Genomic DNA, 22,162 nt, shown 5'->3' on the forward strand with positions numbered 1-22,162 from the left:
CCGATGGCACAGAAGATCATCCGCGTCGGCGACATCGAGATTGCCAACGACAAACCCATGGTCCTGTTCGGCGGCATGAACGTGCTGGAAAGCCGTGACATGGCCATGCAGGTTTGCGAAGAGTACGTGAAGGTCACCGAGAAACTCGGTATCCCTTACGTGTTCAAGGCCAGCTTCGACAAGGCCAACCGGTCTTCTGTGACTTCGTATCGTGGTCCTGGCCTGGAAGAGGGCATGCGCATCTTCCAGGACATCAAGCAAGCCTTCGGCGTGCCGATCATCACCGACGTCCACGAGCCGGATCAGGCTGCGGTGGTCGCTGAGGTCTGCGACATCATCCAGCTGCCGGCCTTCCTGTCGCGTCAGACCGATCTGGTCGTCGCGATGGCCAAGACCAATGCCGTGATCAACATCAAGAAAGCCCAGTTCCTCGCACCTCAGGAAATGAAACACATCCTGAACAAGTGCGTAGAAGCCGGTAACGATCAGTTGATCCTCTGCGAGCGCGGTTCGAGCTTCGGCTACAACAACCTCGTGGTCGACATGCTCGGCTTCGGCATCATGAAGCAGTTCGAATACCCGGTATTCTTCGACGTGACCCACGCGCTGCAAATGCCTGGCGGTCGTGCCGACTCCGCCGGCGGTCGCCGTGCCCAGGTTCTGGATCTGGCCAAGGCCGGCATGAGCCAGTCGCTGGCGGGTCTGTTCCTCGAAGCGCATCCGGATCCGGACAACGCCAAATGCGACGGCCCTTGCGCCTTGCGTCTGGACAAACTGGAGCCATTCCTGGCCCAGCTCAAAGCTCTGGACGAACTGGTGAAGAGTTTTCCGACGGTAGAAACCGCGTAACGCTCGATTCTCCGGTAAAGTACCGCACGATTTGTCGCTCATGCCCTCGGGCGTGAGCGTTGTCGTCTGCAAGTCTGCCCGCTGTACTTCGCTTGCCGACGATAAAGATTTCCTCTAGCTGCGTCGTTTTCGTCAACTTTGGAGTGTTTACAACAATGGCAAAAATCGTCGACATCAAAGGTCGTGAAGTTCTCGACTCCCGTGGCAATCCCACCGTGGAAGCGGACGTGCTTCTCGACAACGGCATCATCGGCAGCGCCTGCGCGCCGTCCGGTGCATCCACTGGCTCGCGTGAAGCGCTCGAGCTGCGTGATGGCGACAAGAGCCGTTACCTGGGCAAGGGCGTGCTCAAGGCGGTAGCCAACATCAACGGTCCGATCCGCGATCTGCTGCTGGGCACCGACCCGAGCGACCAGAAAGCCCTCGACCAAGCGATGATCAAGCTCGACGGTACCGAAAACAAAGCGACCCTGGGCGCCAACGCCATCCTCGCCGTGTCCCTGGCTGCGGCCAAGGCAGCTGCGCAGGATCAGGATCTGCCGCTGTACGCACACATCGCCAACCTCAACGGCACCCCGGGTGTGTACTCGATGCCGGTCCCGATGATGAACATCATCAACGGTGGCGAGCACGCCGATAACAACGTCGACATCCAGGAATTCATGGTCCAGCCAGTTGGCGCCAAGTCTTTCTCGGAAGGTCTGCGCATGGGCACCGAGATTTTCCATCACCTGAAAGCCGTGCTGAAGGCTCGTGGTCTGAGCACTGCCGTTGGCGACGAAGGCGGTTTCGCGCCGAACCTGGCGTCCAACGAAGACGCGTTGAAAGTGATCTCCGAAGCCGTGGCCAACGCCGGTTACAAGCTGGGCACCGACGTGACCCTGGCGCTGGACTGCGCCGCGAGCGAGTTCTACGAAGACGGCAAGTACAACCTGTCCGGTGAAGGCCAGGTGTTTACTGCTGAAGGTTTCGCCGACTACCTCAAAGGCCTGACCGAGCGTTACCCGATCATATCCATCGAAGACGGTCTGGACGAATCCGACTGGGCTGGCTGGAAAATCCTCACCGACAAGATCGGCGAGAAGACCCAGCTGGTGGGCGACGACCTGTTTGTGACCAACACCAAGATCCTCAAAGAGGGCATCGATAAAAAGATCGCCAACTCGATCCTGATCAAGTTCAACCAGATCGGCACCCTGACCGAAACCCTGGAAGCCATCCAGATGGCCAAGGCTGCCGGCTACACCGCCGTGATCTCGCACCGTTCCGGCGAAACCGAAGATTCGACCATTGCCGACCTGGCTGTGGGCACCTCGGCTGGCCAGATCAAGACCGGTTCGCTGTGCCGCTCCGACCGCGTTTCCAAGTACAACCAACTGCTGCGTATCGAAGAGCAGTTGAACGGCAAGGCCAAGTACAACGGCCGTGCCGAGTTCCGCGGTTAAGCGCAACCTGATCAAAGGACACCGGATTGTGTCGGAAAAGTCGTGACAGCGATGGATTTGCCACTAATCTGATGCCTTAAGCACAAGCCTGGATCTTTCCAGGCTTCGTGCTATCAGATGCTGCAACATTATGCGTGGCTGTCTTTTTTCACTGGATACCTGATATTCGATGCGCAGTCCTTACTGGTTGTTTCTTGTTTTGCTCTTGCTCCTGGCCGGTCTGCAGTACCGCCTGTGGGTGGGCAATGGCAGTCTGGCGCAGGTCGCCGAGCTGAAACAGCAGATCGCCGAGCAACATGCCGAGAACGAAGGCCTGCTGGAGCGCAACCGGGTGATGGACGCTGAAGTCAGCGAGCTGAAGAAAGGCATGGAGACCGTCGAAGAGCGGGCTCGTCACGAACTGGGCATGGTCAAGGACGGCGAAACCCTTTACCAGTTGGCCCAATGATCAATTCCCTGCCGGCCTTCTGGGCCGTGATTCCTGCCGCGGGCGTCGGTGCCCGAATGGCCGCGGACCGTCCCAAGCAATATCTGCAACTGGGCGGGCGCACAATTCTCGAACACAGCCTCGGCTGTTTCCTCGATCACCCGAGCCTCAAGGGCATGGTGGTCAGTCTTGCTGTAGACGATCCTTACTGGCCGAATCTGGCATGCGTCAACGATCCGCGCATTCAGCGGGTTGATGGCGGGGCGGAGCGTTCCGCTTCGGTGCTAAACGCCTTGCTGCATCTGCATGCGCAAGGTGCCGACGATGACGATTGGGTGCTGGTGCACGATGCGGCCCGGCCGAATCTGAGTCGCGATGATCTCGACAAGTTGCTTGCCGAACTCGCGGATGACCCGGTCGGTGGTCTGTTGGCGGTGCCCGCTCGCGACACGCTCAAACGCGTTGATGACAACGGTCGTGTGGTTGAAACGGTGGACCGCAGTGTGATCTGGCAGGCGTATACGCCGCAGATGTTTCGCCTCGGAGCGTTGCATCGGGCATTGGCCGATAGCCTGGTTGCTGATGCGGTGATCACCGATGAGGCTTCGGCGATGGAATGGGCCGGTCTGGCACCGCGTCTGATCGAAGGGCGGGCGGATAACCTCAAGGTGACCCGGCCGGAAGACCTGGAGTGGTTGCGCCAGCGATGGGCGAATCGCCGCTGAGGTTTGGGGTCGCCGTGGCATTGCCTTCGCGAGCAGGCTCGCTCCCACAGAGGGAATGCATTCAGCTGTCGAACCCGGTCAATTGTGGGAGCGAGCCTGCTCGCGAAAGCGGTCGCACAGGCAATCAATAACTCAAAGTTTGTACTCCGGCCTTTCAGCCAGTCCCACCTTCAAATAATCCACCAACTTGCGCACCTTCGGCGACAGATGCCGCTGCTGCGGATACAGCGCCCACACCGCCGTATTCGGCGGCTGATGCGCCTCGAGCAAGGAAATCAGCGCGCCGCTGTGCAGGTGCTCGAGCACGTAATAGTCCGGCAACTGACACAACCCGACACCCTGCAGGGCTGCATCCAATACCGCTTGCCCACTGTTGCAACGCCAGTTGCCTTGCACTCGCTGGGAAAATTCCCGCCCGTTCTGTTCCAGTTGCCAGATATCCGAACTGCCGATCAGGCAATTGTGTCGACTCAATTCCGACAAACTGTGTGGGCGCCCATACCGTTCCAGGTAGGAAGGCGACGCGCACAGGTACATTCTCCGTGGCGCCAGGCGTGTCGCGACCAAGCGCGAATCCTGTAACCGACCCAGGCGGATCGCCAGGTCCAGCCCTTCATGCACCAGATCCAGTTGGCGATTGCTCAGCTCTATATCGATGCGTAGCTGCGGGTACAGCCCCATGAAGCGAGTCACCAGCGGCACGATAAAGCGTTCGCCATAGGCCACCGCGCAGGTCATGCGCAGCATGCCTTTCGGTTCGCTGGTCAGATCGCCTACCGCGCGCAAGGCTTCTTCGCGACCGTCCTGCAGGCGCTGACAATGTTGCAGGAAAGTCTGCCCGGCTTCGGTCAACGTAACTCGCCGGGTGCTGCGGTAGAGCAGGCGCGTCTGCAAACGCTCTTCGAGCCGTACGATTTGTCGACTGATGTGCGAGGAAGAAACCCCAAGACGCTCGGCAGCGGCGGTGAATTGGTTGCATTCGGCGACGGCAACGAACTCATCGATGCCTTCCCAGCGGTTTTCCGACACTTGGATTATCCCTGTATGGCAATAATGTTTTGCTTTCGTCCGGATTATTCCTCAGGACGCGTTGAACTACACTGTCTGTCTGCTTTTTTATTTACTGGATTCATTGGAGAGTCAGCATGATCAAGTCGCGCGCCGCCGTTGCCTTCGAGGCCAAGAAGCCGCTGGAAATCGTAGAAGTCGATGTCGCCATGCCCGAGGCTGGTGAAGTGTTGCTGCGCGTTGTCGCTTCCGGGGTGTGCCACACCGATGCCTACACCTTGTCCGGCGCAGACCCGGAAGGCATCTTCCCGTCGATCCTCGGCCACGAAGGTGGCGCCATCGTTGAAGCGATCGGCGAGGGCGTGACCTCGGTTGCCGTCGGCGACCACGTCATTCCGCTGTACACCCCGGAATGCGGCCAGTGCAAATTCTGCAAGTCGGGCAAGACCAACCTCTGCCAGGCGATTCGCGCCACCCAAGGCAAGGGCCTGATGCCGGACGGCACTTCGCGCTTTTCCTACAAGGGCGAAACGATTTTCCACTACATGGGGACGTCGACGTTTTCGGAATACACCGTGCTCCCGGAAATCTCCGTGGCCAAGATCTCCAAAGACGCGCCGCTGGAAAAGGTCTGCCTGCTCGGTTGCGGCGTGACCACCGGTATCGGCGCCGTGCTCAATACCGCCAAGGTCAAACCGGGTGACACCGTGGCCATCTTCGGTCTCGGCGGTATCGGCTTGTCGGCCGTGATCGGCGCGGTGAAAGCCAAGGCTGCGCGGATCATCGCCATCGACATCAACCCGGCCAAGTTCGAAATCGCCAAACAACTCGGTGCTACCGATTGCGTGAATCCGAAAGACTTTGATCGTCCGATCCAGGAAGTGATCGTGGACATGACCGATGGTGGCGTCGACTTCTCCTTCGAGTGCATCGGCAATGTGCAACTGATGCGCGCCGCGCTTGAGTGCTGCCACAAAGGCTGGGGCGAGTCGGTCATCATCGGTGTCGCCGGTGCCGGTCAGGAAATCGCTACCCGTCCGTTCCAGTTGGTTACCGGTCGCGTCTGGCGCGGTTCGGCGTTCGGCGGCGTGCGTGGCCGTACTGAATTGCCGAGCTACGTCGACATGGCCCAGAGCGGCGAGATCCCGCTGGATACCTTCATCACCCACACCATGGGCCTGGAAGATATCAACAAGGCGTTCGACCTGATGCACGAAGGCAAGAGCATCCGCACCGTCATTCATTTCTAACAGCAGCCCCGAGCTGCAAGCTTCAAGCTGCAAGTAAAGGCGTTCGTGCTTTTTCTTGAAGCTTGCGGCTTGCAGCTTACAGCTAGGGAGAATCCCTTGAATCTGGAAAACATTTCCTGTCAGAAGAGTTTCGGTGGCTGGCACAAGCGTTATCGCCATCGCTCCGAAGTGCTTGATTGCGACATGGTCTTTGCCGTGTACCTGCCGCCGCAGGCGGAGCAGGGGGGCAAGCTGCCGGTGCTGTACTGGTTGTCCGGGCTGACCTGCTCCGATGAGAATTTCATGCAAAAGGCCGGCGCGATGCGCATGGCTGCCGAACTTGGTCTGATCATCGTCGCGCCGGATACCAGCCCACGTGGCGCGGATGTCCCGGACGATGCCGACAAAGCTTGGGATTTCGGTCTCGGCGCCGGGTTTTATCTGAACGCCACGCAGGAACCGTGGGCGCGGCACTATCAGATGCATGACTATGTCGTGCAGGAGTTGCCCGCTCTGGTCGAAGCGCATTTCCCCGCTTCCGACAAGCGCAGCATCAGCGGCCACTCGATGGGCGGCCACGGTGCTTTGGTCTGTGCCTTGCGCAATCCTGGGCGGTATAAATCGGTTTCGGCCTTTTCGCCGATCACCCATCCGATCGATTGCCCGTGGGGTCAGAAGGCCTTTTCCAACTATTTGGGCGAAGACCGTTCGAAGTGGAAAGAGTGGGACGCCTGTGTGCTGATCGCAGAGGCGACGGAGAAGTTGCCGTTGCTGGTCGATCAAGGTGATCGTGACGATTTCCTCGCCACCCAGCTGAAACCCGAAGCCCTGCAACACGCGGCAAAACAAGCGGGGCATCCGCTGGAGCTGCGCCTGCAACCGGGCTACGACCACAGCTATTTCTTCATCTCAAGCTTCATTGACGACCACTTGCAGCATCACGCACGCGCTCTGCGCGGTTAATGCAGGTAGAATCACGCCCTGACAAAAATCGGGGCGTTTTTTTATGCGTATTGGCCACGGCTACGATGTGCACCGTTTCGCTGAAGGCGATTTCATTACTCTGGGCGGCGTGCAGATTGCACACAGCTTCGGGCTGCTCGCTCATTCCGACGGTGACGTCCTGCTGCACGCCTTGAGCGACGCCTTGCTCGGCGCGGCGGCGCTGGGTGATATCGGCAAACATTTCCCGGATACCGACCCGCAATTCAAGGGCGCCGACAGCCGTGTGCTGTTGCGTCATGTGGTCAGTCTGATCCACGCCAAGGGCTGGAAAGTCGGCAACGTCGACAACACCATCGTTGCCCAGGCGCCAAAAATGGCGCCGCATATCGAATCGATGCGCGCGCTGATCGCGGCGGATCTTCAAGTTGAGTTGGATCAAGTGAACGTCAAAGCTACCACCACCGAAAAGCTTGGCTTTGTCGGTCGCGAAGAAGGCATCGCCGTGCACTCCGTTGCCTTGTTGCTGCGCGCATGAATGAACTGCAATTGCTCGGCCCACGGGCCTATGGCGAACCCCTCGGCACAGCGGTACTGAAAGCCATTGCCGAAGATTTCCAGGTCGATGAAGTGCTGGATATCCCGTTCAGCGGCGACGGCGAACACCTGTGGATCTGGGTGGAAAAGCGCGGCCTCAATACCGAAGAAGCGGCGCGGCGTATCGCCAAGGCAGCCGGCGTGCCGTTGCGTACCGTCAGCTATGCCGGGCTGAAGGACCGTCAGGCCCTGACCAGACAGTGGTTCAGCGTGCAGTTGCCGGGCAAGGCCGATCCGGATCTGTCCGCGGCGGAAAACGACACGCTGAAGATCCTCAAGACCACGCGCCACAAGCGCAAGCTGCAACGTGGTGCGCATTCGGCTAATGGCTTCACCCTGCGCCTGACTCAATTCAATGGCGACAAAGACGCGATTGAGCAGCGGCTGCAACTGATCGCCAAACAAGGCATTCCCAATTATTTCGGCGCTCAGCGCTTCGGCCATGGTGGCGGCAACGTTGTCGATGCCCAGGCGTGGGCGGCGCGCAAGGCTTTGCCGGAACAGCGCAATGTGCGTTCGCGGTTGCTGTCGACGGCGCGCAGCTTTCTGTTCAACCAGGTGCTGGCGGCGCGCGTCGCCGATGGCACCTGGAACACCGCGCTGGTTGGCGATCTGCTGGCCTTCACCGACAGCCGCAGTTTTTTCCCGGCCGGTGAAGCTGAATGCAGCGACCCGCGTCTGTCGATTCTCGACCTGCACCCGACCGGTCCGCAGTGGGGCGAAGGTGACTCGCCGGCTGCTGGTGCGGTCCATGAACTGGAGCAGGAGATCGCCGCCCGCGAAGCGGATCTGCGCGACTGGTTGATCCACGCCGGCATGAGCCATGAACGTCGCATCCTGCGGCTGCCCATTGGCGGGTTGACGTGGCATTATCCCCAACCTGACATTCTGCAACTGGAATTCGTCCTCCCGGCCGGATGCTTTGCCACCGTATTGGTGCGCGAGCTCGTTGATCTGGTGCCGGTGGGGCAGACGGACAGCCCATGCGTATTCTGATTTCTAACGACGATGGGGTAACCGCGCCCGGTCTCGCCGCGCTTTATGCTGCGCTGGCGGATTACACCGAATGCGTGGTTATCGCCCCGGAACAGGACAAAAGCGGCGCCAGCAGTTCGCTGACGCTCGACCGTCCGCTGCACCCGCAATACCTGGCCAACGGCTTTATCAGCCTCAACGGCACACCGACCGATTGCATTCACCTGGGCCTCAACGGCTTGCTTGAGCGCGAGGCGGACATGGTGGTTTCCGGCATCAACCTGGGCGCCAACCTCGGTGACGACGTGCTGTATTCCGGAACCGTGGCGGCAGCCCTTGAAGGACGATTTCTCGAGCGCCCATCGTTTGCCTTTTCACTGGTCTCGCGCCAAGTGGATAACCTGCCGACTGCGGCCTACTTTGCGCGCAAACTTGTCGAGGCCCACGCCGGGCTCGATCTGCCGCCGCGCACGGTACTCAACGTGAACATTCCCAATCTGCCTATCGATCACATCCGTGGCATTCAGTTGACCCGTCTCGGCCATCGCGCCCGCGCGGCGGCGCCGATGAAAGTGGTCGATCCGCGCGGCAAGGCCGGTTACTGGATCGCCGCTGCCGGCGACGCCGAAGACGGCGGCCCGGGCACCGATTTTCATGCCGTGATGCAGGGTTATGTGTCCATCACACCGTTGCAGCTCGATCGCACCTTCAATGATGCCTTCAGAAGTCTTGATGGCTGGCTGGGGGGGCTGAGCTGATGCGTGAACATGACGACCGCCTGCGCAGCGGCATTGGCATGACCTCCCAGCGTACGCGCGAGCGACTGATCCAGCGGCTGTATGAAGAAGGCGTGTCGAACGCCAAAGTCCTGGAAGTGATCCGCCGCACTCCGCGTCATCTGTTTGTCGACGAGGCGCTGGCGCACCGCGCTTACGAAGACACCGCGCTGCCGATCGGCAACAACCAGACCATCTCCCAGCCTTATATGGTGGCGCGCATGAGCGAGCTGCTGCTGGAGGCCGGCCCGCTGGATAAAGTGTTGGAAATCGGCACCGGTTCCGGCTACCAGACAGCGGTGTTGTCGCAACTGGTCGAACGGGTGTTTTCGGTCGAACGCATCAAGGTGCTGCAGGACCGCGCCAAGGAGCGTCTGGTCGAGCTGAACCTGCGCAACGTGGTGTTTCGCTGGGGCGATGGCTGGGAAGGCTGGCCGGCGCTGGCGCCCTACAACGGCATCATCGTCACCGCCGTTGCCACCGATGTACCGCAAGCTTTGCTCGATCAACTGGCCCCCGGTGGGCGCATGGTGATTCCGGTCGGCTCCGGTGAAGTGCAACAATTGATGCTGATCGTGCGCGAAGAACATGGCTTTTCCCGACACGTTTTGGGCGCCGTGCGTTTCGTGCCTTTGCTCAACGGTCCACTGGCCTGAGCATTTGCAAGCAGGCGCTGAATTCCTTTCAACGGCGCCGGTCTTACACCGGCAGCCAGAGTTTAAACGCCGCGTACTTGCCCCTGGCAAACGTGTGCGTCCAGTGATTTCGCTTCATTAAAGGTAAAGCCGTTTCGGCCCGTTATACTTGCGACACTTCATGCCGCAGTGCGGCATTCAGAATTTTCAGCCACCACAAAGGGAGCGGCGGGTGAGTCTCACAGTCATTGCGCAGCGTATGGGTAACACGAGCTTTCAGCGCCTGGTGACTGGCCTTGTCTTGAGCACCTTGCTGGTCGGTTGCTCCAGCACCAAATCGAGCAACGTACGGGTTGTCGATCGCAATAATTCGGTCGCACAACGTCCGACCGTTACTACCGGGCAATATGTAGTCCGCCCCGGCGATACCTTGTTTTCGATCGCCTTTCGTTACGGCTGGGACTACAAAACCCTCGCCGCCCGGAACAATATTCCTACGCCGTATACGATCCATCCGGGTCAGACAATTCGCTTCGACGGGCGCAGCGGTTCAACGCCGACAGCGGTGGTGAGCAACTCCAGTTCTTCACCTTCTTCGTCGAGTAAAACCACGGTAATCCGGCGCCAGGCGAATGGCACCACAACCACTACAACCACCGGTTCCAAAGGGGTTGTACCGTCCGTCGCGAGCAAACCTGCACCCGCTCCACTGCCTCCGGCAGGCCCGGCCCCGACCGGCTGGGGATGGCCATCTAATGGCGTTCTGATTGGAAAATTCTCTTCAAACGGTAGTTTGAATAAAGGAATTGATATCGCCGGAGATTTGGGACAGCCTGTTTTAGCTGCGTCTGATGGGACGGTCGTATACGCCGGGAGTGGCTTAAGGGGCTACGGCGAATTGGTCATCATCAAACACAGCGAAACCTACGTCAGTGCTTACGGACATAACCGCAGGCTGTTGGTTCGGGAGGGGCAGCAGGTCAAGGTCGGACAGACAATTGCCGAAATGGGGTCAACGGGTACAGACCGGGTGAAACTGCATTTTGAGATTCGCCGCCAAGGTAAACCTGTGGATCCGCTGCAGTTCCTGCCAAGACGTTGATTTGTAGGCCAGCCTGTTCCGTCGCGTAGAGGGGACAGGCTCCAGCGTTGCCAAGGATAAAGGCGTCGCTTGAGCTTGGGGTCGAACTCACCAAAGGACTATAACAATGGCTCTCAGTAAAGAAGTGCCGGAGTTTGACATCGACGATGAGGTTCTCCTTATGGAGACCGGCATCGATTCGGATTCGATGTTGAATGATGAAGGGGCTGCTCCACCTTCCGTTCGTTCCAAATCCAGACACTCCGCCACACTCAAACAACATAAATACATCGACTACACTCGGGCACTTGATGCCACGCAGCTGTATCTCAACGAAATCGGCTTTTCCCCTCTGCTCTCCCCGGAAGAAGAAGTTCATTTTGCGCGCTTGTCGCAAAGTGGCGATCCGGCCGGGCGCAAGCGCATGATCGAAAGTAACCTGCGGCTGGTCGTCAAGATCGCCCGGCGTTACGTCAATCGGGGGCTGTCGCTGCTGGATTTGATCGAAGAGGGCAACCTCGGCCTGATCCGCGCGGTGGAAAAGTTCGATCCCGAGCGCGGCTTCCGCTTCTCGACCTACGCCACGTGGTGGATCCGTCAGACCATCGAACGCGCGATCATGAATCAGACCCGGACCATCCGGTTGCCGATTCACGTGGTCAAGGAGCTCAACGTGTACCTGCGGGCCGCACGGGAGCTGACGCAAAAACTCGACCACGAACCTTCACCCGAAGAAATCGCCAACCTGCTGGAGAAACCGGTGGGCGAGGTCAAGCGCATGCTGGGCCTGAACGAACGGGTTTCTTCGGTCGACGTCTCGCTGGGTCCGGATTCGGATAAAACCCTGCTGGACACCCTCACTGACGATCGTCCGACCGATCCGTGCGAACTGCTGCAGGACGATGACCTGTCGCAGAGCATCGATCAATGGCTGTCGGAGCTGACCGACAAGCAGCGTGAGGTGGTGATTCGCCGCTTCGGCCTGCGCGGTCACGAAAGCAGCACGCTGGAAGATGTCGGCCTGGAGATCGGTCTGACCCGCGAGCGGGTACGGCAGATCCAGGTGGAAGGCCTCAAGCGCCTTCGCGAGATCCTGGAGAAGAATGGCCTGTCGAGCGAGTCGCTGTTTCAATAAGCGCCTGATCGACCGCGCGCAAAAAAAGCTCCGGCTGATTCAATCAGTCGGGGCTTTTTGTTTATGCCTGTCTCGTGCATCGCGTTTGTCGGGCGAGGTGCCAGACGAGCGGTCAGCATTTTCTGAGTTTGTAGTCTCGCGCTGTAAGCCTTTGCTTACTGTGTCGTAAGTGTTCGTTATTTTTACACTTCGGCAGAAGGCGATTGCGATCAATGCTAAGCGGTAACGTGCTGATTTATTTGAATAATTTTCGATTGTTATGTCTTTATGTCAGCGCAGACCTGCGCCTGAACCTGATTGCTCCGCTGCGGAAACTCTCTAATATCAGGGCTGTGTCGACGGACAGACACGCCCTTCACGGAAGAGGGGAACGGACATCGCAGGAGGCGATTCATCAGGACGATGAAAAGGACTAAAGGGAATAGGGAAAAAATGTGGGCGGGTCATACCGCCCCTTTTTTCGTCTGAAGAAAAGTAAAACCTGCAAAAGCAAAAAGGCCCACAAGGGGCCTTTCAGTCGAGCGCGGGGTAGATCAGCGTTCGAGGCTTTCGATCTTGTTCGGCTTGCCATCCCAATCAGCAGAATCCGGAAGCGGATCCTTGCGCTCGGTGATGTTCGGCCAGATATCCGCCAGCTCGGCATTGAGCTCGATGAAGTTTTCCATGCCGCTTGGGATCTCGTCTTCCGAGAAGATCGCCACAGCCGGGCATTCTGGTTCACACAGCGCGCAGTCGATGCACTCGTCCGGGTGAATCACCAGGAAGTTCGGGCCTTCGTAAAAGCAGTCCACCGGACAGACTTCTACGCAGTCGGTGTACTTGCACTTGATGCAGTTGTCGGTGACGACGAAGGTCATTTCTAATTTTCTCCTCAGGCGGCGGCAGCGTAGCCCCTTCACGGTTGGGGTCGCCAGGTTCGGGAGCGATATCTGCTGACCAGGCTATGAGCCAGCAGCATCCCGAACCGCGCGAGATTCTAACAGCTTGAAGCGATTTGCGTTATATCCGCTTCTTCAGTGCTTATATCCGGTTCTTCAGTGCATAGAGCATTTCCAGCGCACGGCGTGGCGTCATGTCGTCCAGATCGACCTTGGCCAATTCATCGAGCACCGGATGTGGCAGCGAGGCGAACATATCGCTTTGCTGCGGTGTCGACGGCTTGCCCTTGGCCGCCGGTTTCGGCGCCTCGTGGGGCAAGGCGGTATCTTCCAGGCGACTCAGATGCTCACGCGCGCGCAGAATCACTTCGCTCGGCACGCCGGCCAGCTGCGCCACCGCCAAGCCATAGCTCTGGCTGGCAGGCCCGGGCAGAACGTGGTGCAGGAACACGATCCGTTCGTTGTGCTCGGTAGCGTTGAGGTGCACGTTAGCTACAAGAGGTTCGGCTTCGGGCAGCACGGTCAGTTCAAAATAGTGCGTGGCGAACAGGGTGTAGGCGCGCAGATGAGCCAAGCGCTCGGCCGCCGCCCACGCCAGCGACAGACCGTCAAAGGTGCTGGTACCGCGCCCGACTTCGTCCATCAGGACCAGACTGCGCTCGGTGGCGTTATGCAGGATGTTGGCGGTTTCGCTCATCTCGACCATGAAGGTCGAGCGACCGCCGGCCAGATCATCGCTCGAACCGATACGGGTGAAGATGCGGTCGACCAGCGACAACTCGCAACTGGCGGCCGGCACGAAACTGCCGATATGCGCGAGCAACACGATCAACGCGGTTTGCCGCATGTAAGTGGATTTACCACCCATGTTCGGGCCGGTGATGACCAGCATGCGCGTATTGTCGTCCAGGCTCAGGTCGTTGGCCACGAACGGCGTGGTCAGCACTTGCTCGACTACCGGGTGACGACCCTGGGTGATGCGCATGCACGGCTCGCTGACGAAGCGCGGGCAGTTCAGGTCAAGATTCAGCGCACGCTCGGCGAGGTTGCTCAGCACATCCAGCTCGGCCAAGGCGCCGGCGGTGTCCTGCAACGGCGGCAACTGGCTGATCAAGTCTTCGAGCAGCGCTTCATAAAGCATCTTTTCCCGAGCCAGCGCGCGACTCTTGGCCGACAGCGCCTTGTCTTCGAATTCTTTCAGCTCGGGCGTGATGAAACGCTCGGCGCCTTTGAGGGTCTGTCGGCGGATGTAGTCGGCCGGCGCCGATTCAGCCTGCTTGCTCGGCAATTCGATGAAGTAGCCGTGGATGCGGTTGTAGCCAACTTTCAGATTGGCCAGACCAGTACGAGCCTTCTCCCGAGCTTCGAGATCGATGAGGAACTGGCCGGCGTTTTCGCTCAGCGATTGCAGTTCATCGAGTTCGCTGTCGTAACCGGTTTTCAGCACTCCCCCGTCACGGATCACCGCAGGCGGATTGTCGATAATGGCTTTGGCCAGCAGCGTCGCCAGTTCTGGATAGGTGCTGGTGGTGACCGCCAGATGCTGCAGGTGCGGCGCTTCCAGATCGGCCATCGCCACTTGCAGTTCGGGCAGTGCGCCGAGAGCGTCACGCAGACGCGCAAGGTCACGTGGTCGCGCATTGCGCAGACCGATTCGCGCCAGGATCCGCTCGATGTCGCCGATTTCCTTGAGCTGCGGTTGCAGCTTTTCAAAACGATAGCCGTCGAGCAGGCAGCGAATCGACGTCTGGCGTGCCAGCAGCACTGTGAGGTCGCGCAACGGCCGGTTCAGCCAACGAGTCAGCAAACGGCTGCCCATGGCGGTCTGGCAACGATCGACTACCGATTGCAGGGTATTGTCGCGGCCACCGGCCAGATTGGTGTCGAGTTCCAGATTGCGCCGGCTGGCGCCGTCGAGCACTACGGTGTCATCGAGACGTTCGTGACGCAGGCTGCGCAAGTGGGGCAGGGCGGTGCGCTGGGTTTCCTTGGCGTAGGCCAGCAGGCAGCCGGCCGCGCCGATGGCCAGGGTCAGGTTTTCGCAGCCGAAGCCTTTCAGGTCTTGGGTGGAAAACTGCTGGCAGAGACTTTTCAACGCCGAGTCACGCTCGAAATCCCACGGCGCACGACGACGTACGCCACGGCGTTTTTCCGCCGGCAGGTCTTTTGGCCAGTCATCTGGAATCAACAGTTCCACCGGATTAACCCGCTCCAGCTCCGCCAGCAGATTTTCCCAGCCTTTGATCTCAAGCACGGTGAAGTTACCGCTGGTGATGTCCAGCACGGCCAGACCGAACAGGCGCTCATCGCCCAATACAGCTGCAATCAGGTTATCGCGGCGTTCATCCAGCAGCGCTTCGTCACTGACCGTCCCCGGTGTGATGATCCGCACCACTTGGCGCTCCACCGGGCCTTTGCTGGTGGCCGGGTCGCCGACCTGCTCGCAAATCACCACCGACTCGCCGAGCTTGACCAGTTTCGCCAGGTAACCTTCCGCCGCGTGGTAAGGAATCCCACACATCGGAATCGCCTGTCCCGCCGACTGCCCGCGCGCGGTCAGGGTGATGTCCAGCAACTTGGCGGCTTTCTTCGCATCTTCGTAGAAGATCTCGTAGAAATCGCCCATGCGATAGAACATCAGCTGATCCGGGTGCTGATTCTTCAGGCGCCAGTATTGCTGCATCATCGGAGTGTGGGAGGACAGGTCGGAGACGGCTTTATTCATCGGATTGTCGGGCAACTCGTTAAAAGATGTAGGGCAAAGCGCGGGCAGTGGCCGGGCTTTTCCGCGATGGGCGCAAGGTTACCATGGCCAGTCTGCCCGACGCAGGCACTGCGGTCGGGTGAGCGTTTACTGGCAGGGAAAAGTTGATCTATGCACGATTTATGCAAATCAGCATTTGTCATCGGGAAAAACTTCAAGCACTATGCGCGTTATGCAAAAACGCAACGTTTCCTCCGTCTTAAGAGCACTGCTCGACCAGCACGGGATCTCCCCCACGGAGCTCCACCGTCGCACCGGCGTGCCTCAATCAACGCTCTCGCGGATTCTCAGCGGGAAGATTGTCGATCCTTCGGATAAACACATCTCGAAGATCGCCGAGTATTTCAACGTCAGCACCGATCAGCTGCGCGGGCGTGCGGATGTCACGCCAACGACCGGCAGCACTCGCGCTGACGTGCATGCGGAACTCAAGGACATAAGCCTGTGGGACGACGACACGCCCGTCGATGACGACGAGGTGTCGGTGCCCTTTCTACGTGAGGTTGAATTGGCTGCTGGATCAGGAAGATTCGTCATCGAAGAGAGCGAGCGCTCCAGCCTGCGCTTCGGCAAGCGCAGCCTGCGCCACAATGGTGTGCAGTTCGACCAGGCCAAGTGTGTGACAGTACGCGGCAACAGCATGTTGCCGGTTCTGCGCGATGGCGCCACCGTCGGCGTCAACGCCGGCAAGTGCGGCATCGGCGACATCATTGATGGCGATCTGTATGCGATCAATCACAACGGCCAGCTGCGCGTGAAACAACTCTATCGCCTGCCCACCGGCATCCGTCTGCGCAGCTTCAATCGCGACGAGCATCCGGACGAGGATTATAGCTTCCAGGAAATCCAGGAAGAGCAGATCGTCATCCTCGGTCACGTCTTCTGGTGGGGCATGTACGCCCGTTAACCCATTTCGATTCAACTGAAACCTGCCCCTCGGCAGGTTTTTTTTCGCCTGCAGAAATCTCCCACCCCTTGGCCTGCATGGGTTTCATGCATACGCGCAAATTTAATGCATAAATAAATGCATTTACGCATTGACTGTATATGCATCCATGCATATTCTTGCCACCAAGCCGCTCGACAAAGCGGCTGGCAAGACAAGCTCTTTAGTTCCACAAGAACAGGCAGCGATGAACCGGCCTCAACGGTTCAGAGGGTTGGCAACTGACCCGGGTGTGCAGCGTAAAGCACCAGAAGCAGTTATCCGGCGGGCAGGGACCGCGGTCGGAAAAACAATCTGAATGGACTCGTACCGCGCCAGTAGCGCCGAAAAGTCAGCTTCCTTCTCGAACACAGGATTTGAAGGAAGGCGAAGGAGCGCATTACTGAAAAGCCCGGTGTACAAGCGCCGGGCTTTTTGGAATGCCTGCCTGATTTGCTCCGCTCCAGGCAATCGAGCGGACATTCGGAATTGCAGAACGTAATGGCGTATTTGCCATTAGTTACCAAAAGGAGCAGTAAATGAATCGTTATGCTTATGTTCGAGTTGACTATGCAAAACCTTTTAACAAGGTGATGCAGATTGTCGACGCTGAAGAAACCCCCACATATCTCCCTAATGGTTTCTGGGTCGATATCACTGGAAACATGGCTGTTCAGCTGGGTTGGAAAGCCACAACTGTAAATTATGTTGAATGGGTCTTCAGTGAACCAACCTATGAAGAGCGTGAAAAAGACATTTCTCACGATGTTCTGATGCTGCTGACTGCTGCTGGCCAGTGGCTGTTGGTACACCCGCTTCAATATAAAGACGACATCGGCGTTGCAACGTCGGAGGAGCAAGCACTTTTACTTGCTTACAAGCAGTACTGCGTTGATGTCAGCAATGTGAAGAAACAATCCAACTATCCGTACACGGTCAATTGGCCGGCAGCTCCTTTCTGAGTCAATTACTCGAATCGGGCCCTGCCTGGGACCGCATTACTGAAAAGCCCCGCCCGGCTGGGCTTTTTGGAATGCCTACCTCAAGAATAATCGTTTGAACCCAACACATATCACTCATCAATCACCCACGGAGGCGTGACATGACAAACGAGCAACAAGCGTTGGCGGACATGCCGATCTGGCTGGTCATCCTCCTTGCCGTCGTTGGCGGGGTGTCCGGCGAAATGTGGCGCGCCGACAAGGAGGGCGCCCGCGGCTGGTCACTTGTGCGGCGTCTGGCTCTGCGCTCCGGCGCCTGCATGATCTGCGGCGTGTCGGCAATCATGCTGCTGTATGCCGCCGGCATGTCGATCTGGGCCGCTGGTGCGTTTGGCTGCCTGACCGCCATGGCCGGCGCCGATGTCGCCATAGGCCTTTACGAACGCTGGGCGGCCAAGCGTATCGGCGTCTGCGAAGTCCCGCCGCGCGACCAGCCTTAACCTGAATATTTTTCCGTGCCGCCATGTTGGCGGCAGGGCTGCGCGTGGACGATTGAAAAGGAGGTCATGTATGCTCACACCGATCCAGCAGCCGTCGCAACTGTTCACAGCCATCGCGACGACACTGCGCAACACCGCCGGTCTCAACCTCAATATCGGCAGTCACGCTGACTTCACAGCAGCGGGTGAACAGGCCTGGGCACTGATCGACTTTGCCCGAAATGCGTCCGGCGTGCGCGCCGCTGATGGGCGTATCGCTCATGTCATGACGTTGTCACTGCAAGTTATCCCGGCGCTTTCTGCGACCGCTTTTGCTGCGTGCGATCTGATCGCAGTGCTGAAAAACCTGATCACCGACAACCGCTGGGGATTACCCGGCGATCAATGCGATCTGCCCCTGAATATCGATGGCTTGCCATCGTTGCTTATCAGTGCTGATCAACAATACAAAGCCTGGACCCTGACCTTCGAGCAGACACTCTACCTCGGCCCGACCTTGCTCGACGATACACTGGGCATGCCGAAATTCGCTCGCACCTGGGAAGTCAGCGACATCGACGATCCAGATCAGTACACCGCGCTGGAGGGCTGACCGATGTTCGATGCATTACTGCGTATGCAGCTTGGCCCGATCATTGAGCGTCTGGCGGAAATGGAAGCGGAAATCGAAGACTTGCACCGCCGCGCCGAGAGTTTCTGTCGCATTGGCATCTGTCAGTCAGTTGATGCGGCGAGCAATACCTGCCAGGTCAGCCATGGTGGATTGCTCACCCCAGTGATCAAGTTCTTCAATCCTAGCGCCGGGGCGCAAAGCGAATCGCGCATCCCAACGGTGGGCGAGCAGTGCCTGCTGTTCAACTATGGCAGCGGTGAAAGCGGTGCGCAGACTGTGGCGTTGTTCGGCTTGAACAGTGACCGTTTCCCCCCGGCCTCGACTGTGCCGACGCTGACCCGTCGGGTACATCAGGACGGCAGCGAAAGCAGTTACGACGACGCCAGCCACGCCTTGCACTGGCTCAACGGACCAACGCAATTCCACGGGTCTCGCGAGTCGCTCGAACTGAGCATCGGCCCGGCACGTCTGGCCATGACGCCACAACTGATCACCCTGCAACTGGGCGCCGTCGGCCTGAGTATTGACGCCTCGGGCGTGCACTTCAGCGGCCCCTTGGTCGATCACCAGGGCCGCGTCATCAGCCCCTGATTCAAGAGCCTCCCATGATCGGAATCGATAGAGACAGCGGGGCCACGGTCGACGACTGGCTGCAATTCGTGCAGCGCGCGACCCGAGCCCTGACCACACCGCTGGGCACCCGGCAGAAACGACCTTTGTACGGTTCGCTGATTCCCACTCTCCTCGGGCAGAACCTCGGTGACGACATTCTGCTTCTGGCACAGAGCCACGCCGCGCAAGCGTTCTACAACTCGCAAAACGGCATCGACGATTTTCAGCCGCAAGTGATTGTCGCCAGCCGTCACGGCGACGGCCTGCAGCTGCGCTTCGCCGGCACCTGGAAAAACCGCCAACAAACCTTTGAGGTGCTGACATGAGCATGCTGATACCTGGCCAGAATCAGCTGGCCGAACCCGCGCTGATCACGGTCGAAGCGTTCGAAGACTTGCTCGTCGAGTTCAAGACTTTCGTCATCGAATACGTGGGGGCTCGCTCGCCGGCCAGCGCCGTGAAACTCAAGGCGAGTCTGGAAAACGAAAGCGAATTGCTGACCCTCGCGCTGGAAGCGTTCTGCGTGCGTCTGCAAACCCATGAGCGCAAATACAACGCACGTATCAAGCAGATGCTGGCGTGGTGGGCGACCGGCAGCAATCTCGATGCGCGGCTGGCGGACATGGGCTTGGAGCGGCAATTGCTCGATCCCGGCGACCCGGCGGCATTCCCGCCGGTGCCGGCGATTTATGAAAGTGATGACGACGCTCGGCTGCGTTATTACCTGGCACCTCATGCACCGGCGGCGGGTTCGCGGATGCAGTATCGCCGCGAGGTGTTCACCCTCGGCGAGCGGCCCATGGTGCAGGTCGAGTCCACTGATTCCGGCGTAGTGAATGTCACTTACACCTTCAACCCGGACGGCCTCGCCGCGCAGGTCAAGGATGGCAATGGGCGGCGCACTGCGCCGGGCGAAGTGCAAGTCACCGTGCTTTCTCGAGACGGCGATGGCACGCCTTCCGAAGCATTGCTCGACGGCGTCCGTCAGCACTTTGCTCGTCCAGACGTGCGCCCGGAAACTGACCTCGTTACCGTCAAGGCTGCCGAGATCCAGCGCTACAAAATTCGCGTGGTCGCCAAGATCAATTCCGGCCCTGATTCGGGCCTGACCAAAGTCGCCGCGCAAGCACAATTGCAGGCTTATGCCGACAGCTGTCATCGCCTGGAAGGTCGGGTCGATCCGAGCTGGATCGACTACACGCTGCACAGCGCCGGCGCCGTACAACTGCAGATTCTCGAACCGCTGGCGCCGATCGTCACCACCGCTTTTCAGGCGCCTTATTGCACCGCGGTCGAAGTCGAGGTGCTGACGCTATGAGTGAAAAAACTCAGCGCCCGACCTTACTGCCAGCCAACAGCTCGGTACTTGAGCGCGGACTGGATCTGGGCTTAGGCGCCTTGCTTGATCGCATCGCACCGCCGTTCCCGGAATTGATGAACCCCAGCGAAACGCCAGTGGCTTTCCTGCCTTATCTGGCTGCCGATCGTGGCGTCGCCGAATGGAGCACTGATGCGCCGGTGGCGGAGAAGCGCCTCACCGTCGAACTGGCCTGGCCCACCGCGCGCCAGGCCGGCACTCGCAAGGCACTGGAAAACGCCGCCAAGGGTTTGCAATTAAGACCCGAGATCCGCGCCTGGTACGAACAGACACCGCCCGGCGTGCCGTACAGTTTTTCTGTGCGTGCCTTCAGCGAACAACCCTATAGCGAAGAAATCGATGCACGTCTCGACCGACGCCTGGCGGATGCCAAGAGCGAACGCGATGTGCTGACGGTCTCCGTTGGCTTGAGCGCTTTCGGCAATCACGTCATCGGCGCCGCGACGTTCTGCGGCGAACTGACCACGGTTTATCCGGTGTTCATCGAAGGGCTTGAAACCTCGGGAGAGGCGTTCATAGCGGCCGGTATGTACACCGTCGAAACATCCACTATTTATCCTCAGGGGGCCTGAATGGCTGACTATTACACCCTGCTCACCAACGCAGGGATTGCCTACGAAACGGCGTGCAAGGCCGCGGGCGTGCCGATCAAGTTGACGCATTTTTCTGTCGGCGACGGCGGCGAGGGCGGGGTCTACAACCCGGCCGCAACCGCCACCGCGCTCAAACGCGAAGTCTGGCGCGGACCGCTCAACGCGCTGTTCCAGGACGAGAAAAATCCGAGTTGGCTGCTTGCTGAAGTGACCATCCCGCCGGATGTTGGTGGTTGGTATGTTCGGGAAGCGGGGTTGTGGACTGACACTGGCGTGCTCTATGCCATCGTCAAATATCCGGAGTCGTTCAAGCCGATTCTCGCCAACTCGGGGTCGGGTAAAGAGTTCTACATTCGCTCGATTTTCGAGACCAGCAATGCGTCGCTGGTGACGTTGTTGATCGATGACACGGTGGTCAAGGCGACCCGTGCCTGGGTTATGAGTTACCTGGCCGAAGAACTCGGCAAGCTCGATGGCAAGCAATCGGTGCGCGTCGCTGCGACTGGCAACGTCGTACTGAAAGGCGCCCAGCAGATCGATGGTGCTGCCGTGGTTGCCGGCGATCGCGTGCTGCTGCCGAGCCAGACGCTGGCCAAGGACAACGGCTTGTGGATTGTTGCCAATGGCGACTGGGTGCGGGCCACCGATGCCAACACCAGCGCCAAGGTTACGCCGGGTCTGACGGTCATGGTGGAGGAGGGCGTAGCGAATGGAGATTCGCTGTGGCACCTGACCACCAATGCACCGATCACGCTTGGCACGACCGCGCTGATATTCAATATGCTCGCAGGGCGCACCGGGATTGCTGCGGGAACTTACAAGAGCCTGACTGTTGATGAATATGGTCGCGCGACGGCTGGGGCCAATCCGGAAACGCTGGCTGGGTTTGGCATCAAGGATTCGTACACCAAGGCTGAAGTTGAGGCGTTGATTGCCAAGGCTTCCGCGTTGCCAGTTGGATCGATTGTGGCGTTTCCGGTTGATGCGCCACCGCCGGGTTTTCTGGAGCTGGATAACAGCGTCAAGAGCAGCGCGACTTACCCGGACTTGAGCGCGTATTTGGGTGGCAAGTTCAACAAGGGCGATGAGGGGGTTGGTAATTTCCGGCTGCCGGAAGCGCGTGGGGAGTTTTTG

General features: G+C 59.1%; 24 protein-coding genes. 21 read left to right on the forward strand and 3 right to left on the reverse strand.

What is annotated here, in order from left to right; translation table 11 throughout:
* Window positions 1-3 precede the first annotated feature (3 nt).
* From kdsA to ispD, 4 genes are all read left to right on the forward strand, one after another.
* On the forward strand, window positions 4-849 hold the full coding sequence (gene kdsA, locus J5M66_RS20180; protein WP_016985082.1) for a 3-deoxy-8-phosphooctulonate synthase: 846 nt from the start codon (window positions 4-6) through the stop codon (window positions 847-849).
* Window positions 850-1,004: 155 nt separating this feature from the next.
* Window positions 1,005-2,294 carry a phosphopyruvate hydratase gene (gene eno / locus J5M66_RS20185; protein ID WP_041478121.1) on the forward strand — a complete coding sequence of 430 codons (1,290 nt, stop codon included), beginning with the start codon at window positions 1,005-1,007 and terminating at the stop codon, window positions 2,292-2,294.
* A 169-nt stretch (window positions 2,295-2,463) separates the two neighbouring features.
* Window positions 2,464-2,742, forward strand: coding sequence for a cell division protein FtsB (gene ftsB / locus J5M66_RS20190; RefSeq protein WP_016771460.1), 279 nt, complete (start codon window positions 2,464-2,466; stop codon window positions 2,740-2,742).
* Window positions 2,739-3,446: a 2-C-methyl-D-erythritol 4-phosphate cytidylyltransferase gene (gene ispD, locus J5M66_RS20195; RefSeq protein ID WP_207808973.1), complete on the forward strand. Its 708-nt coding sequence runs from the start codon at window positions 2,739-2,741 to the stop codon at window positions 3,444-3,446. Before ftsB ends, ispD begins: the two co-directional genes overlap by 4 nt.
* A 132-nt stretch (window positions 3,447-3,578) precedes the next feature.
* Here the strand turns inward: ispD and J5M66_RS20200 are convergent, their stop codons facing one another.
* Entirely contained in the window at window positions 3,579-4,475 is an 897-nt protein-coding gene (locus J5M66_RS20200; RefSeq protein ID WP_056783227.1) for a LysR substrate-binding domain-containing protein, read from the reverse strand.
* Window positions 4,476-4,591: 116 nt separating this feature from the next.
* On the opposite strand from J5M66_RS20200, the gene J5M66_RS20205 reads away from it, so the two are divergent.
* From J5M66_RS20205 to rpoS, 8 genes are all read left to right on the forward strand, one after another.
* Window positions 4,592-5,704 (forward strand): S-(hydroxymethyl)glutathione dehydrogenase/class III alcohol dehydrogenase, encoded by a 1,113-nt coding sequence (locus tag J5M66_RS20205; protein WP_123443045.1) that lies wholly within the window; start codon window positions 4,592-4,594, stop codon window positions 5,702-5,704.
* Window positions 5,705-5,800: 96 nt separating this feature from the next.
* A complete protein-coding gene (gene fghA / locus J5M66_RS20210) occupies window positions 5,801-6,646 on the forward strand; it encodes an S-formylglutathione hydrolase (protein ID WP_123443044.1) in 846 nt (281 codons plus the stop codon).
* Window positions 6,647-6,689: 43 nt separating this feature from the next.
* The gene (ispF, locus tag J5M66_RS20215) at window positions 6,690-7,163 is read left to right on the forward strand and encodes a 2-C-methyl-D-erythritol 2,4-cyclodiphosphate synthase (protein WP_016771456.1); all 474 of its coding nucleotides are present in this window, start codon (window positions 6,690-6,692) and stop codon (window positions 7,161-7,163) included.
* Window positions 7,160-8,218 carry a tRNA pseudouridine(13) synthase TruD gene (truD, locus tag J5M66_RS20220; protein ID WP_207808971.1) on the forward strand — a complete coding sequence of 353 codons (1,059 nt, stop codon included), beginning with the start codon at window positions 7,160-7,162 and terminating at the stop codon, window positions 8,216-8,218. Before ispF ends, truD begins: the two co-directional genes overlap by 4 nt.
* Window positions 8,206-8,955: a 5'/3'-nucleotidase SurE gene (gene surE / locus J5M66_RS20225; RefSeq protein WP_024011837.1), complete on the forward strand. Its 750-nt coding sequence runs from the start codon at window positions 8,206-8,208 to the stop codon at window positions 8,953-8,955. The genes truD and surE overlap by 13 nt, the downstream gene beginning before the upstream one ends.
* A 38-nt stretch (window positions 8,956-8,993) precedes the next feature.
* Window positions 8,994-9,629 (forward strand): protein-L-isoaspartate(D-aspartate) O-methyltransferase, encoded by a 636-nt coding sequence (locus J5M66_RS20230; RefSeq protein ID WP_160768345.1) that lies wholly within the window; start codon window positions 8,994-8,996, stop codon window positions 9,627-9,629.
* Window positions 9,630-9,840: 211 nt separating this feature from the next.
* Window positions 9,841-10,710 carry a peptidoglycan DD-metalloendopeptidase family protein gene (locus tag J5M66_RS20235; RefSeq protein ID WP_016771452.1) on the forward strand — a complete coding sequence of 290 codons (870 nt, stop codon included), beginning with the start codon at window positions 9,841-9,843 and terminating at the stop codon, window positions 10,708-10,710.
* 106 nt (window positions 10,711-10,816) lie between these two features.
* Window positions 10,817-11,824: an RNA polymerase sigma factor RpoS gene (gene rpoS / locus J5M66_RS20240; RefSeq protein WP_016771451.1), complete on the forward strand. Its 1,008-nt coding sequence runs from the start codon at window positions 10,817-10,819 to the stop codon at window positions 11,822-11,824.
* 533 nt (window positions 11,825-12,357) lie between these two features.
* Here the strand turns inward: rpoS and fdxA are convergent.
* The gene (gene fdxA, locus J5M66_RS20245; RefSeq protein ID WP_207808969.1) at window positions 12,358-12,681 is read right to left on the reverse strand and encodes a ferredoxin FdxA; all 324 of its coding nucleotides are present in this window, start codon (window positions 12,679-12,681) and stop codon (window positions 12,358-12,360) included.
* Between the two features lie 163 nt (window positions 12,682-12,844).
* On the reverse strand, window positions 12,845-15,427 hold the full coding sequence (mutS, locus tag J5M66_RS20250) for a DNA mismatch repair protein MutS (protein WP_207808967.1): 2,583 nt from the start codon (window positions 15,425-15,427) through the stop codon (window positions 12,845-12,847).
* Between the two features lie 202 nt (window positions 15,428-15,629).
* On the opposite strand from mutS, the gene J5M66_RS20255 reads away from it, so the two are divergent.
* The 9 genes from J5M66_RS20255 to J5M66_RS20295 form a co-directional block, all read left to right on the forward strand.
* On the forward strand, window positions 15,630-16,373 hold the full coding sequence (locus J5M66_RS20255; protein WP_123443039.1) for an XRE family transcriptional regulator: 744 nt from the start codon (window positions 15,630-15,632) through the stop codon (window positions 16,371-16,373).
* 557 nt (window positions 16,374-16,930) lie between these two features.
* Window positions 16,931-17,353: a tail fiber assembly protein gene (locus J5M66_RS20260; RefSeq protein WP_206420979.1), complete on the forward strand. Its 423-nt coding sequence runs from the start codon at window positions 16,931-16,933 to the stop codon at window positions 17,351-17,353.
* 140 nt (window positions 17,354-17,493) lie between these two features.
* Window positions 17,494-17,832 carry a phage holin family protein gene (locus J5M66_RS20265; RefSeq protein ID WP_024011844.1) on the forward strand — a complete coding sequence of 113 codons (339 nt, stop codon included), beginning with the start codon at window positions 17,494-17,496 and terminating at the stop codon, window positions 17,830-17,832.
* A 70-nt stretch (window positions 17,833-17,902) separates the two neighbouring features.
* Complete coding sequence (locus J5M66_RS20270) at window positions 17,903-18,424, forward strand: hypothetical protein (RefSeq protein ID WP_207808965.1); 522 nt, start codon at window positions 17,903-17,905, stop codon at window positions 18,422-18,424.
* Window positions 18,425-18,427: 3 nt separating this feature from the next.
* Window positions 18,428-19,036 carry a phage baseplate assembly protein V gene (locus tag J5M66_RS20275; RefSeq protein ID WP_207808963.1) on the forward strand — a complete coding sequence of 203 codons (609 nt, stop codon included), beginning with the start codon at window positions 18,428-18,430 and terminating at the stop codon, window positions 19,034-19,036.
* Between the two features lie 14 nt (window positions 19,037-19,050).
* On the forward strand, window positions 19,051-19,383 hold the full coding sequence (locus J5M66_RS20280) for a phage baseplate protein (protein WP_207808960.1): 333 nt from the start codon (window positions 19,051-19,053) through the stop codon (window positions 19,381-19,383).
* Window positions 19,380-20,375, forward strand: a complete 996-nt coding sequence (locus J5M66_RS20285; RefSeq protein ID WP_207808957.1) for a baseplate J/gp47 family protein — start codon at window positions 19,380-19,382, stop codon at window positions 20,373-20,375. Before J5M66_RS20280 ends, J5M66_RS20285 begins: the two co-directional genes overlap by 4 nt.
* On the forward strand, window positions 20,372-21,007 hold the full coding sequence (locus J5M66_RS20290; RefSeq protein ID WP_207808943.1) for a phage tail protein I: 636 nt from the start codon (window positions 20,372-20,374) through the stop codon (window positions 21,005-21,007). The genes J5M66_RS20285 and J5M66_RS20290 overlap by 4 nt, the downstream gene beginning before the upstream one ends.
* Window positions 21,008-22,162 (forward strand): phage tail protein (locus J5M66_RS20295; RefSeq protein ID WP_207817498.1); only part of this gene is annotated, 1,155 nt, incomplete at its 3' end.

The sequence above is a fragment of the Pseudomonas sp. 67(2021) genome, assembly GCF_017491835.1.
GTDB classification, from domain to species: domain Bacteria; phylum Pseudomonadota; class Gammaproteobacteria; order Pseudomonadales; family Pseudomonadaceae; genus Aquipseudomonas; species Aquipseudomonas atacamensis.